The 12,826-nt window shown below is 70.8% G+C and carries 16 protein-coding genes; 5 read left to right on the top strand and 11 right to left on the bottom strand.

Features of this window, described 5'->3' with window-relative positions:
• The first annotated feature begins 34 nt into the window (after window positions 1-34).
• A complete protein-coding gene (locus WML84_RS07555) occupies window positions 35-1,678 on the top strand; it encodes a DNA repair helicase XPB (protein ID WP_347345532.1) in 1,644 nt (547 codons plus the stop codon).
• A 173-nt stretch (window positions 1,679-1,851) separates the two neighbouring features.
• Here the strand turns inward: WML84_RS07555 and WML84_RS07560 are convergent, their stop codons facing one another.
• The 6 genes from WML84_RS07560 to WML84_RS07585 form a co-directional block, all read right to left on the bottom strand.
• On the bottom strand, window positions 1,852-3,420 hold the full coding sequence (locus tag WML84_RS07560) for a DUF222 domain-containing protein (protein WP_347345533.1): 1,569 nt from the start codon (window positions 3,418-3,420) through the stop codon (window positions 1,852-1,854).
• Window positions 3,421-3,542: 122 nt separating this feature from the next.
• Window positions 3,543-3,719 carry a YchJ family metal-binding protein gene (locus WML84_RS07565; RefSeq protein ID WP_347345534.1) on the bottom strand — a complete coding sequence of 59 codons (177 nt, stop codon included), beginning with the start codon at window positions 3,717-3,719 and terminating at the stop codon, window positions 3,543-3,545.
• Window positions 3,716-4,177, bottom strand: a complete 462-nt coding sequence (locus tag WML84_RS07570; protein ID WP_347345535.1) for a methyltransferase — start codon at window positions 4,175-4,177, stop codon at window positions 3,716-3,718. Before WML84_RS07570 ends, WML84_RS07565 begins: the two co-directional genes overlap by 4 nt.
• Window positions 4,178-4,256: 79 nt before the next feature.
• A complete protein-coding gene (locus WML84_RS07575; protein WP_347345536.1) occupies window positions 4,257-4,766 on the bottom strand; it encodes a hypothetical protein in 510 nt (169 codons plus the stop codon).
• Window positions 4,763-5,167: a PIN domain-containing protein gene (locus tag WML84_RS07580; RefSeq protein ID WP_347345537.1), complete on the bottom strand. Its 405-nt coding sequence runs from the start codon at window positions 5,165-5,167 to the stop codon at window positions 4,763-4,765. The genes WML84_RS07575 and WML84_RS07580 overlap by 4 nt, the downstream gene beginning before the upstream one ends.
• Window positions 5,167-5,391, bottom strand: coding sequence for a type II toxin-antitoxin system VapB family antitoxin (locus tag WML84_RS07585; protein WP_347345538.1), 225 nt, complete (start codon window positions 5,389-5,391; stop codon window positions 5,167-5,169). Before WML84_RS07585 ends, WML84_RS07580 begins: the two co-directional genes overlap by 1 nt.
• Window positions 5,392-5,458: 67 nt before the next feature.
• On the opposite strand from WML84_RS07585, the gene WML84_RS07590 reads away from it, so the two are divergent.
• Window positions 5,459-6,202, top strand: coding sequence for a class I SAM-dependent methyltransferase (locus WML84_RS07590; RefSeq protein WP_347345539.1), 744 nt, complete (start codon window positions 5,459-5,461; stop codon window positions 6,200-6,202).
• A 26-nt stretch (window positions 6,203-6,228) separates the two neighbouring features.
• On the opposite strand, the gene WML84_RS07595 is transcribed toward WML84_RS07590, so the two are convergent.
• The 3 genes from WML84_RS07595 to WML84_RS07605 are packed head-to-tail and all read right to left on the bottom strand — an operon-like array spanning window position 6,229 to window position 8,566.
• Window positions 6,229-6,789 (bottom strand): WHG domain-containing protein, encoded by a 561-nt coding sequence (locus WML84_RS07595; protein ID WP_347345540.1) that lies wholly within the window; start codon window positions 6,787-6,789, stop codon window positions 6,229-6,231.
• Complete coding sequence (locus WML84_RS07600) at window positions 6,782-7,618, bottom strand: alpha/beta hydrolase (RefSeq protein WP_347345541.1); 837 nt, start codon at window positions 7,616-7,618, stop codon at window positions 6,782-6,784. Before WML84_RS07600 ends, WML84_RS07595 begins: the two co-directional genes overlap by 8 nt.
• A 42-nt stretch (window positions 7,619-7,660) precedes the next feature.
• Complete coding sequence (locus WML84_RS07605; protein ID WP_347345542.1) at window positions 7,661-8,566, bottom strand: alpha/beta hydrolase; 906 nt, start codon at window positions 8,564-8,566, stop codon at window positions 7,661-7,663.
• Between the two features lie 61 nt (window positions 8,567-8,627).
• Between WML84_RS07605 and WML84_RS07610 the strand changes: the two genes are divergently transcribed.
• The gene (locus WML84_RS07610; RefSeq protein ID WP_347345543.1) at window positions 8,628-9,164 is read left to right on the top strand and encodes a TetR family transcriptional regulator; all 537 of its coding nucleotides are present in this window, start codon (window positions 8,628-8,630) and stop codon (window positions 9,162-9,164) included.
• Window positions 9,165-9,184: 20 nt separating this feature from the next.
• Here the strand turns inward: WML84_RS07610 and WML84_RS07615 are convergent, their stop codons facing one another.
• Together WML84_RS07615 and folP are read right to left on the bottom strand one after the other, a co-directional pair.
• Entirely contained in the window at window positions 9,185-9,919 is a 735-nt protein-coding gene (locus WML84_RS07615; RefSeq protein WP_347345544.1) for a pyrimidine reductase family protein, read from the bottom strand.
• Window positions 9,919-10,833, bottom strand: coding sequence for a dihydropteroate synthase (folP, locus tag WML84_RS07620; protein WP_347345545.1), 915 nt, complete (start codon window positions 10,831-10,833; stop codon window positions 9,919-9,921). The genes WML84_RS07615 and folP overlap by 1 nt, the downstream gene beginning before the upstream one ends.
• A 121-nt stretch (window positions 10,834-10,954) precedes the next feature.
• Here folP and WML84_RS07625 point away from each other — a divergent pair, with 121 nt between their 5' ends.
• Window positions 10,955-11,647: a response regulator transcription factor gene (locus WML84_RS07625; protein ID WP_347345546.1), complete on the top strand. Its 693-nt coding sequence runs from the start codon at window positions 10,955-10,957 to the stop codon at window positions 11,645-11,647.
• Between the two features lie 135 nt (window positions 11,648-11,782).
• Window positions 11,783-12,826, top strand: a 1,044-nt coding sequence (locus tag WML84_RS07630; RefSeq protein WP_347345547.1) for a HAMP domain-containing sensor histidine kinase, incomplete at its 3' end; no start/stop codon positions are given.

Genomic DNA, 12,826 nt, shown 5'->3' on the forward strand with positions numbered 1-12,826 from the left:
CCGCCCGCCGTGGTCGCGGGTAGACTCGGACGCTATGGCTGACGGCCCCCTCATCGTCCAGAGCGACCGCACCGTGCTGCTGGAGGTCGCGCATCCCGATGCCGAGACCGCGCGGCACGAGCTCGCGATCTTCGCCGAGCTGGAGCGCGCGCCCGAGCACATCCACACCTACCGCATCACGCGACTGGGGCTGTGGAACGCGCGCGCCGCCGGGCACGAGGCCGACGACATGCTCGCGACGCTCGACCGCTGGTCGCGGTTCCCGGTGCCGCCGTCGGTGTCGATGGACATCCGCGAGACGGTGGGCCGGTACGGGCGGCTCGTGATCGAGCGCGACGACGAGGGCGCGCTGATCCTGCACTCGACGGATGCCGCGGTGCTGGCCGAGGTGGCCCGCAACAAGCGCATCCAGCCGCTGCTGGTCGGGCATCCGTCTGCGGGCACGTACGTCGTCGACGCGTGGGCGCGCGGGCACATCAAGCAGGAGCTGCTGAAGATCGGCTGGCCCGCCGAGGACCATGCGGGCTACACGCCCGGAACGCCGCACGAGATCGACCTGCACGAGGACGGCTGGTCGCTGCGGCCCTACCAGCGCCAGGCGGTCGACATCTTCAGCGCCGGCGGATCGGGCGTCGTGGTGCTCCCCTGCGGTGCGGGCAAGACGCTCGTGGGAGCGGCGGCGATGGCCGAGACGAAGACCACGACGCTCGTGCTCGTGACCAACACGGTGAGCGCGCGGCAGTGGCGCGACGAGCTGCTCAAGCGCACGTCGCTGACGCCGGAGGAGATCGGCGAGTACTCGGGGCAGGCCAAGGAGATCCGTCCGGTCACGATCGCGACGTACCAGATCCTCACCGCGAAGCGGAAGGGCCAGTACGCGCATCTCGCGCTGCTGGATGCCTTGGACTGGGGCCTCATCGTCTACGACGAGGTGCATCTGCTCCCCGCCCCCGTGTTCAAGCTGACCGCCGACCTGCAGGCGCGCCGCCGGCTGGGGCTGACCGCGACGCTCGTGCGCGAGGACGGGCGCGAGAGCGACGTCTTCAGCCTCATCGGCCCGAAGCGCTTCGACGCTCCGTGGAAGGAGATCGAGGCGCAGGGGTTCATCTCCCCCGCGATCTGCTACGAGGTGCGCGTCGACCTCCCCGACGACGACCGGCTGGAGTACGCGGCGGCCGCGGACGACGAGCGCTACCGGCTCGCGGCGACCGCGGAGGCGAAGATCGACGTGGTGCGCGACCTCGTGGCGCGGCATCCCGACGAGCAGATCCTCGTGATCGGTCAGTACCTCGACCAGATCGACGAGCTCGCCGACGCGCTCGGGGCGCCGAAGATCACCGGGTCGACGCCCGTCGACGAGCGGGAGGAGCTGTACAACGCGTTCCGCGAGCGCCGCATCCCGCTCCTCGTGGTGTCGAAGGTCGCGAACTTCTCGATCGACCTGCCCGAGGCATCGGTCGCGATCCAGGTGTCGGGGTCGTTCGGCTCGCGGCAGGAGGAGGCGCAGCGGCTCGGCCGGCTCCTGCGCCCGACGGCGGACGGCACGACGGCGAGCTTCTACACTCTCATCGCGCGCGACACGGTCGACCAGGACTTCGCGCAGAACCGCCAGCGGTTCCTCGCCGAGCAGGGGTACTCGTACACGATCCTCGACGCTGACGAGGTCAATGCCGCGTAGGTGTCAGCTACTGATCACCTCCGACGTACTCGCGCGCTCGGATCACGAGGGAATTGGTCACGGCATGCGTCGCACTCACGACGAGCCACTCCTTCATGGCTCGGCTCCCCATCTCAAGGCGCTCGCCGTATCCTTCGGCGACGGCCACCTCGATCGCAACTCACCGAGCCCGTTCACGCGGCAGCCTCAACCGCACCAGGCCTGAACCTGCGCGGCGGCGGATCCAGATCGGCCCACGCGTCGGCCAGTGCCAGTCCCGGCTTCATGACGACGGGCACACCCGTCCCCGGTGGGGGATGCAGCAAGAAGTCGCCGAGTCCGTCCCGGGTGATGCGCCAGCCGCCGTTGTGCAGCACCATGTGATGAAATCGGCAGAGGAGAATACCCCGGTCAACATCAGTTTTCCCGCCCTCGCTGACATGGTCGATGTGATGCGATTCACAGTAGGACGCGGGCCGGTCACACCTCGGCCACCGGCATCCCCCGTCCCGTGTTGCAAGCGTGACCTTCTGCCGTGCGCTGAACAGGCGCGCTTCTCTGCCCAGATACAGCGGGTTGCCGGCCCGATCGACCGTGAACTCCAGGGTTCCCGTGTCGCAGGCCTGCATGAGAGCCACCCATCCCGGCACGGTCGTCAGGTCGTCCTCCACGATCGCCGCCGCCGGGACACCGGCCCGGACCTTCGCCATCGTGTCAGTGGTCGCGATCACGCGGACACCGGCCTGCTTGGTCCCGAACACGCTCTCGGCATCGGCGAGGGAGCCAGCGCGGAGGGTGTCGATGATCAGGTCGTACACGAGCTGATCGTTCGTCCTGGGGTCGTCGCTCAATTCCTGCGCGCGAGCCTTCTCCTCCGGATCGACGAACCGGGGCCCGCCTCGCCGGGGACGCATCGCCGCCTGGATCAACGCGATGATCCACGACCCACCGTGCGGGTCGAAGATGAACGAGCCACGGCGCACGCCGTCGCGGTCCGTCCATACCCGGAACGACCGGCGCTCGAACTGCTCGGTGAACCGACGTTCCGCGCCTTCCGGGTCGAGCAGATCGCGCACCGTCCGCGCCGCGACCCCCAACTCCTCCACCGTCCGATGCGCAGCCTCCGTGATGAGCTCCTCCGCCGCAGTCGACCACGCCTCTTCGGCCGCGCGGTTCGCCGCGATCACGCACCGCTTGCAGGGGTCGTCGATCGCCACGCGCCCCGCCCCGCACGTGCACACGACATCGGCCGGACTCGCGGCCGGGGGCTCTCCCAGCCCCCGCCGGATCACATCGTGCTGCGTCGCAGAGATCCTCCCCGCCAGCTGCGCCGCCGACAACGGCGCATGCCACGGCGGACGTGATGCTGCCGTCTGCTCGCCCACCTCGCCGAGCAGACGGTTATCCGGCTCCCCCGCGGCCGCTTCCAGCAGCGACTCCCCCAACCGCACCGTCTTGGCAGCGTCCGCGCGCGAACCACCGATGATCTCCTGCACCAGCGAGACCACGTTGCGATGGCCCCGCTTCTGCGTCAGTCCCCCATGGCCGTGCTCACGGGTCGAACGAGCGCCCGCCACCCCTGAGGCCACGATCCGCAGGTTCTCCATCGACCGGCAGATCGCCGTCGTCTGCGCCAGCACCGCGACGACGCCTTCGTCGTCCAGCCCGCGCACGGCTCCAGCAAGCTCACCCGTTGCTACGTCGTCACCGAGCAGCATCCGCAAGTCATCGACCTGCCTCGCGATCTCGGTGAAGAACTCCATATCTGAAGCATCTCACCGACCTCCGACATTCGAACGAGTGTACGAGAATGAAGATGGCATTCAAAGATCACAGAACGATGACAATCCGACCCATCACCCCCACACGCTCACCCGTCGGCCGGTCAGAGTTCGGCGGCGACGATCTGCAGTCCGCGCCAGCGCGGATCGTCCTTCAGCTCGAGCCTGGCGGGACCTGGCGATAGATGCCACGTGCGCAGCGACCACGTGGCATCCCCATCATGGAAGGCCTCGGACCGCGAACGCATGACCTTCTCGGCAGTCTCCGGCTCCGCGGTCATCCACTGACTCCCAGCCACCGCGGCACACGTGCCCGGTACCGGTCGTAGCGCCGCCCGAAGCGCCGTCGCAACGCCGCCTCTTCGGCGGGGATCTGCACCCGATCGATGACCGCGACGAACCCGGCGGCGGGAGCGAGCGCCCACCACGAGCGCCGGTAGACGGCGTGGGCGACGAGCAGCCCGGTCAGCGCGAGGTACATCGGATTGCGCGTGAGTCGGAACGGGCCGCCCATGACGAGCACGGCTGCGCGATCCGGATGCTCGGGGTCGATCGTGGTGCGTGCGCGGGCGAACTCCGAGATCGCACACGACGCAACGGTGGCTGCCCCGCCGGCGACGAGCCCGGCTGCGGCCGTCGACGTCCTCGCCGGCCGACGCCTTCCCGCGATCGCGAGCTGCGCGGCCACCGCCACCGCCGCCCACACCGGCGGCGGAACGAGGAACGGGGTCTTCGCCACACCTCGACGCTACGCCCGCCGCGGTGGCACCGCGAGCTCCCTGCCTCTCTGACTCGCGCTCGTTGACACCTCCGAGCCGCTACGCCGAGTTCCACACCTCACGGATGCACTGGACCTGGCGTTCCCGTGACATTCCGTCGACCTCGATCACGAGGTCGGCCGCCGGTGGAGTCACGATCAGCTCATGGAGCAGATCGAACTCATCCTCCGTGAGGTGGACCGCTCGGGTCCTCGCGCGTTCTCGTGCACCGGCGAGCGAGATCCGGAGGTGGACGACGAAGCAATCCGGCAGTTCCGCACGGTAGACGCCGAGAGACGAGTCGAGCGTGAAGTCGGCGATGACGACATCGAAGCCCGAGCGGACGAAGTTCCGGGCCATCGCTGAGGCGTTGCGAGCAGCGAGGAGGAACTGCGCCTCACCCTCTGCCCCGCTCCAGAGCGTTCGAGCGCCGGAGACGACGAGCTGGCGCACATCATCCACGTCGATATAGGCACCCCGTTCGCGTTCGCCTGTCAGCGCCCGACCGCAGGTCGACTTCCCGACCGCGGGACCACCGCTGAGGATCAGAGGGCGCATGGACTCGTTCACGCGGTCCAGACCCGAAGCGGGATACAAGCGGCAGCGTGAACGAAGTCGCGGTCGGTCGTGAGCAGGGTCAGTTCGTGCGCGATCGCGAGGTGCGCGAGCAGCGCATCGACCGCACCGAGCTGGACGCCTTGTCTGCGACAGGCGTTGCTCAGCTCCGCTGCCGCCTCGTAGTCCGCCCAGCGGGGTTCGACGCACTCCAGCACCCCGAGGTCTGCGCGAATCGTCTGCTGCGCGCGCTCGGGCACGAATCCACGCAGCAGTTCGAGCAGGATGATTCCGGTGGTCACGATGGCATCGCCACCGCCGAGCGCTTCGCGCAGAGCGCGAACCTCCGGCACGTCGGGCGGAGCATCGCGCCGATAGGCGAGCGACCACACGCTCGTGTCCACGAGCAACGGCATCAGCCCACGGCTCGACTCCGGCGCTCACGGGCAGCACGGTCGGTCTTGTAGTCGTAGCCCTCGTCCCAGTCGAAGGAACCGAAGTGCTCGACGATCTTCGCCTGCTCTCGCCGCGCGATGTACTCTTCGAGAGCCACGGTGACGGTCGCCTTCTTGGTGCGCTCGCCGCCGGCCTTGAGTGCGCGGTCCAGGAGGACCGGATCGATCGCCAGGTTCGTCGCCATGTGCGCCTCCTTACACAAGATCCTACACACGAGTGGGAGCCATGTCGCCGAAAGGATGGATGACCGCATGAACAGCGGAGAAGTGCCCAGCGACCTGTGGACGGAGATGCAGGCGGAGACCTACGACGATGCGACGGAAGGCCCCTTCTCTCCGGAGGCCATCGAGCGGACGAGCAGCTTCCTGGCCGAGCTGGCGGGTTCCGGACCCGCGCTGGAGTTCGCCATCGGCACCGGACGGATCGCGATCCCGCTCACCGGCAAGGGTGTCGCCGTTCACGGCATCGAGTACTCGGATGCCATGGCGAACGTGCTCAAGCGCAAGACGACCGACATCCCGGTGGTCATCGGCGACATGGCGACCACCGAGGTCGACGGCGCCTTCACGCTCGTCTATCTCGTGTTCAACACCATCGGCAACCTCTACACCCAACAGGCGCAGGTCCAGTGCTTCCACAACGCCGCGAAGCATCTGAGGCCGGGAGGACGTTTCGTCGTCGAGGTCGGAGTGCCGCCGCTGCGCTCACTGCCACCGGGACAGTCCGCGGTCCCCTTCGAGGTCACGGACGACCATGTCGGGCTGGACACGTTCGATCCGTCGACACAGCGCGCGGTCTCGCATCACTACATCCGCCGGGCAGACGGCACCTTCAGGTATGCGCCGCACAACTACCGGTACGTCTGGCCCTCAGAGCTCGACCTCATGGCGCAGCTCGCCGGGCTCGAGCTCGAAGCGCGCTACGCCGACTGGAGCCGAGCGCGTTTCGACTCCGAGAGCACCTCCCATGTCTCCGTGTGGAGGAAGCCGGCCTGACGGCACGCGGCCGTCGCAGCGACCGGTCACGACCAGCCGGAGAGCGCAGTCTCGAGAGAGGCGACGATGCGCGCGAAGGTCGCGTCGAGGCTGCGCGGCTGCCTGAACCCGCCGGTCTGCTCGAGGACGACGAACCCGTGCAGGGTGCTGCGGACGAACCGGATCGCATCGGTGAGGTCGTCGCCGGCGAGCCGGTATGCGCGGAGCGCCGACGCGATGACCGCGAGCACCTCCTCGGCGGCGGCCCGCCCGTCGGCGTCGTCGGGATCGGGGGCGACCTGCAGCGCCGCATATCGTCCCGGATGCCGCGCGGCCCACTCCCGCAGCGCCGTCGCGAGCGCGGTCAACGCGTCGGCGCCGGCGAGCCCGGCGCACGCGGATGACAGGACGGCGGCCACCTCGCGCGCGGCCTGCCTGCCCAGCGCTCGGCGCAGATCGCCGAGGTCGGCGACGTGCCGGTAGACGCCCGGCGGCGCGATGCCGAGCGAGCGGCCGAGCCTCGTGATCGTCAGCTCGTCCAGCCCGATGTCGTCAGAGAGGGATGCCGCGTGCTCGACGACCGCGCCGCGGGAGAGACGCTCAGCCATGCGACGCCTCCCCGCCATCCGCGCGGCGCTCGCCCGGCACGCCGGCGAGGAACGGCAGCACGGCGGCCAGCACCTCGTCGGGCTGCTCGGCCATCGGGTAGTGGCCCGCGCCGGCGATCATGCGGTGCTCGCCGCGCAGCGCGCGGGCGACCCAGGCGGCCTCGGCCTCGGGGTCGGCGAAGTCGCGGTCGCGGTCGCCCATCACGACGAGCGTCGCCGCCTCGACCTTCGGCAGCGCGGCCTCCGCCGGTGCGTGCGACGTGCGCGACGTGCGCTGGAAGGCGCGCCACCGTCCCGGCCTGCGCAGCAGGGCGAGCGCACGGGTCACGTGCCCCGCATGATCCGCGGGCAGACGCTCGCCGAACAGCGACCGGTAGTAGCCGCGCCACACCGCGGGGCCCCACGGGCGGGCCAGCAGCACGCGCAGGAGCAGCCGGCCTGCGACCGACCCGTGATCCCGCACGAACGGGCCGATCAGCACCAGTCGGCTCACGGCATCCGGGCGCGCCGCCGCCGCGATCACCGCGGCGGCGGCGCCCATCGAGTTCCCCACGATCGCCGCCGGACCGCCGCCGAGCGCGTCGATCACGGCGAGCACGTCGCCCGCGGCGGCGGGGTCGTCGTACGCGTCGAAGCCGGTCGTGCTGTCGCCGTGGCCGCGCAGGTCCATCGTCGCCGCCCGATACCCGGCGTCGACCAGCCCCGGCGCGAGGTGGCGGAACGAAGCCCGCGACTCGCCCATCCCCGGCACGCACAGCACCAACGGTCCCGTGCCGGTCGTCTCCACGGCGATCGTGCCGCCGTCGCGCTCCACCTCGATCAGACTCACGTTACGAAGCATAACATTACGATATGCACCGTATCTAGACCTTCATGCGGCGCGACGGAACCAGTCGAGCGCGAGCTCGGCGACGGCATCCGGGGCGTCGTCGACGACGAAGTGCGAGGCGTCCTCGACGAAGGCCAGCTCGACGAGATCCGCGCACCGCTCGTGATGGCGGCTGATCCGGCGCACGATCTCCTCGGTGAAGGGCCGGTCATGACGCCCGAACGCGAACAGCGTCGGCGCCCGCAGCCGCATCCGCGTGAAGTCGCCGCGCGCCAGCTGGACCGACATCGGGACGACCATGCCGCGGTACACGCGACGCACGGCCTCGAGCACCTCGGGCCGCTGCTCGACATCGAGGTACGCGGCGAGCGCCTCGTCGCCGAGGGGCCGGAACAGGTACTCGGGGCCGAACAGGTACCGCATCGACGTCGGCGGGCGGTGCATGAGCAGCTTCGGCATGTGCCGGAACGCCGGCACGACCGCGAGGGTGAACGCCATGAACGCCGGGGGCACCGAGAGCTGCACCATGGCGCGCACGCGCTCGGGATGCCCGTACGCGAGCCGCATGGCGGAGATCGCCCCCATGTCGTGGCTCATCACGTGCGCCCGGTCGATGCCGAACGCGTCGAGCACCACGAGCACGTCGTCCGACTGCGTGTCGCGCCCGATCGCCGGGTCGTCGGCCCCGGTCCACCCCGATCCGCGCAGGTCCGGGCAGATCACCCGGTAGCCGTGCGCCGCCAGCACAGGGGCGACCGCGTGCCATTCCCACCAGTGCTGCGGAAAGCCGTGCAGCAGCACGACCGGCTCGCCCTCCCCGATGACCGCGACATGACGGCGCACGCCGGGCGTCTCGACGACGACGTGCTCGAAGCCCGGCGCGCCGGGCAGCGGCGGCCGCCACGCCTCCGCCGGCGGACGATCCACTCGAGGTGCGTGCGTGTCCATGACCGCAGAATACTATGTTCATAGTGCTGTCACTAGGTCCATAGTGTGCGAGAGTCGAGGAGTGAGCACCACCCGCCGCCGCGCACTGGACGCCGCCGTGATCCTGGTCGGCACCGAGGGCGCGCGTGCCCTCACGCACGGACGGGTGGATGCCGCGGCATCCCTCCCGCCGGGATCCACCTCGAACCACTTCCGCACCCGCGCCGCCCTCCTGGCCGGCGTCATCGAGTGGATCGCCACCGCGGAGCGCGACGATGGCGGCGCCGCCGCGATCGGCAGCCGCGACGAGCTCGTCGCGGGCCTGAGCCGCATGGTCGAGGCGCAGTCAGGACCGCTCGCCGCGCGCACGCGGGCGCGCTACGCCCTGTTCCTCGAGGCCGACGAGGAGGCGACGCAGCCGCTGCGCGCCCAGCGCTCGGGAATGGAGCAGTGGATGCGCGGCATCCTCCGCGACCTCGGCGGCGCGGCGGCCCAGGCGAACACGGCGTTCCTGATGGCGGCGGCCGAGGGACTGCTGCTGCATCGCCTCACCGTCGACCCCGACGCGCCGATCGAGACCGTGATCGCACGCGCGGTGGACGCCGCCCTCGACCGCTGAGCCCCGCTCGGGCGGGGCGCTCAGCGGGTGGCGTAGCGGAGGAACACGAAGCCGTCGTCGTCGGACAGCGCACCGGCGAGCGCGAAGCGACGGTCGGCCTCGGCCGCGCCTTGCACGATGCGCCGCGCGGCGCCGCCCACGAACCGCGGCGCGAGCGTCAGGCACACCTCGTCGACGAGGCCCGCGTCCAGGAGCGCCCCGAACAGGTGCGGACCGCCCTCGCACAGCGTCTGCGTCCAGCCGCAGTCCGCGAACGCGGCGCGCGTCGCCGTGAGATCGACCGTCTCCTCGCCGCACACGAGCACGTCGGCGACCTCCGCCAGCTCCTCCCGGCGGCCGGCGGGAGAGTCCGCGCACGTCACCACGACCGGGCGGACCACCGCCTCGGCGAAGAACGGATGCCCCGGCTCCAGGTCGAGCGCCCGCGAGACGACGGCGAGGCCCGGCTGCGGCGGCAGCCCGCGCGCGACGCGCCACGCGGCATCCGACTCCGACACCGCCGTGCCGCCGTATCCCTCGACGCGCACGGTGCCGGCGCCGACGAGGATCACGTCGGCCAGGGTGCGCAGCACCTGCATGAGCAGCCGGTCGGTCGCGCCGCCCAGCGTGCCGCTCCGGCCCTGCAGCACGACCGCGCCGTCGGCGCTGGAGACGAAGTTCATCCGCAGTCGCGGCGCGCCGCGGTCGGGGAGCGCGTAGGCCGCGAGCAGCTCGTCGCGCGTCGGCGTGCCCGGATCTCCCGGCATCCCGCCCATCAGCCGTTCCCCTCCGGACGCAGGTTGTGACGCAGCCGCACCGGCTGGCGCCAGCCGAGGATCGCCTCGACCATGCGGAGCGCGTCGACGCTCTCGCGCACGTTGTGCACGCGCACGATGCGCGCGCCGTGCAGCGCGCAGTAGACGGCCGCGGCGAGCGACCCGGCCACCCGGTCGTCGCGGTCGCGACCGAGGCTCTCGCCGACGAAGTCCTTGTTCGAGAGCGCGACCAGGAGCGGCAGCCCGAGATCGCCCAGCTCGTCGAGGCGCCGCGTCAGCTCGAGCGTCTGCAGCGTGTTCTTGTTGAGGTCGTGGCCGGGGTCGACCACGATGCGCTCGCGCGGGATGCCGTGCTCCTCCGCGAGCGCGACACGCTCGCGCAGGAAGGCCGCGACCTCGCCCACGACGTCGTCGTAGTGCGGCAGAGGGAGCTGCGTGCGGGGCGCGGCGAGGCTGTGCGCGACGACGATCGCGGCGTCGCTGTCGGCGACGACGTCGGCCATGCGCGGGTCGTGGATGCCGGTGGTGTCGTTGACCACGCTCGCACCGGCGTCGATCGCGGCCACGGCCACCTCGGGGTGGAACGTGTCGACGCTCACCGGTCCGAGCGGCGCCAGCTCGCGCACGACCGGCACGACGCGCTCGATCTCCTCGTCGACAGGCACCGGCGGACCGGGCGCGAACTTCACTCCGCCGACGTCGACGAGGTCGGCGCCGGCCTCGAACGCCGCCGCGCCCGCCCGCACGGCGGCGTCGAGCGCGTCGGTGCGTCCGCGGTCGTAGAACGAGTCGGGCGTGCGGTTGACGATCGCCATGACGGCGAAGCGCCGGGCGAGGTCGAGCTCGCGACCTCCGACGCGGAGGACGGCCGACGCCGCGACGTGCGCCGGCGCGCGGTCGACGGCGTCCGTCATCTCACTCGCCTCTCTCGCATACGGCAGAACGTACTCCACTCCCCTCGCCGAGCGAGGTCGATTCCGACGGCATCCGCGCGATTTCCAGCACAGGCATCGATTCGGTCACCATAATGAGCACATGACCGCACCGCGCATCCTCGTCGTGGACGACGAGCCCAACATCCGCGACCTGCTCATCACGAGCCTGCGTTTCGCCGGCTTCCAGGTCCGTGCCGTCGCCAACGGCGCGCAGACGATCTCCGCCGTCCTCGAGGAGGAGCCGGATCTCATCGTCCTCGACGTCATGCTGCCCGACATGAACGGGTTCAGCGTCACCAAGCGGCTCCGCGGAGCCGGCTACACCGCACCGATCCTGTTCCTCACAGCCAAGGACGAGACAGACGCGAAGATCGAGGGCCTCAACGCCGGCGGCGACGACTACGTCACCAAGCCCTTCAGCCTCGACGAGATCGTCGCGCGCATCCAGGCGATCCTCCGGCGCACGATGCAGGCCGACGAGGAGTCGTCGATCCGCGCCGGCGAGCTCACGATGGACCAGGACACGCACGACGTCCTGGTCGGCGACGTGCCCATCGACCTGTCCCCCACCGAGTTCAAGCTGCTGCGCTACCTCATGCTGAACCCCAACCGCGTGCTCAGCAAGGCGCAGATCCTCGACCACGTGTGGGAGTACGACTTCAACGGCGACGCCGGCATCGTGGAGAGCTACATCTCGTACCTGCGCCGCAAGATCGACCCGCACTCGAGCGAGCCCCTCATCCAGACCAAGCGCGGCTTCGGCTACATGCTCAAGGCCGGCAAGAGCGCGTAAAGAGGCATTCCCCTGAGCTCGAAGAAGTCCGACCGGGTCACCCGGTGGTGGCGCGGCATCAGCCTGCGCGCGAAGGTCACCGGCGTCACGGTCGCCGTTCTCACCGTCGGGCTGTTCGCCGCGGGCATCGGCACCATGGTGTTCCTGCGCAACGCCCAGGTCGCCGCGGTCGACGACCAGCTGCGCTCGCTCGTGTCCAACGACGTCGCGAGCTCGCTCCTCGACGTCGAGATCGACGACGGCATCCCCCTCTTCACCCTCAAGGAGACGGCGACGCCGACGCAGTTCCAGGTCGCCGTCTACGACGCGGGGGGCACCCTGCTCGCCACCGCCGGCGGCGGCACCGGTCCCGCGGCGGCCTTCCCGGAGAGCTTCCCGCTCGCGACGACCGTCGCCCGCGGCGTCGAGCCGTTCTCGCTCGACGCGGTCGACGGGGCCGCGGTGTTCCACGCGAGCGTCGACACCCTGCAGGTCACCGGCGCCCGCGACCTGCTCACCCAGCTCGTGGCGCTGCCGCTCGCCCCGGTCAACCAGACCGTCGGCACCTACATCGGCATCTACACGATCCTGGCCCTCCTGACGATCCTCGCCGCGGCGCTCACGACGCGCTGGATCGTCACGCTCACCTTCCGCGGCCTCGGCCAGGTCGAGCAGACCGCGATGTCGATCGCCTCCGGCGACTTCGGGCAGCGCATGAGCGACATCACCCCCGGCACCGAGGTGGGCCGGCTCAAGTCGGCCATCAACGCGATGCTCGACCGCGTCGACAGCGCCATCGCCCAGCGCGACACGACCGTCGAGCACATGCGCCGGTTCATCGGCGACGCGAGCCACGAGCTGCGCACGCCGCTGGTGACCGTGCGCGGCTACGCGGAGCTGCACCGCATGGGCGCCATCAGCGGCGAGGAGCAGACCGCGCAGGCGATGAGCCGCATCGAGAAGGAGGCGACCCGCATGGGCGCCCTCGTCGAGGACCTCCTCGCCCTCGCGCGTCTCGACGAGCGCCGCGGCCTCGTCGTCGCGCCGGTCGACCTGCGTCTCATCGCGGCCGACGCCGCCCTCGACGCGCGGGCGGCGTCCCCGGAGCGCGCGGTGACCGTGGTCGACCTGCCGGACGCGTTCGGCTCGCCCGATCCCGCGCCGGTGGCGCGCGCGATCGCCGCGACCGAGCCGGAACGG

Origin of the sequence: Microbacterium sp. (genome assembly GCF_039812165.1) — a bacterium.
Taxonomy (GTDB): domain Bacteria; phylum Actinomycetota; class Actinomycetes; order Actinomycetales; family Microbacteriaceae; genus Microbacterium.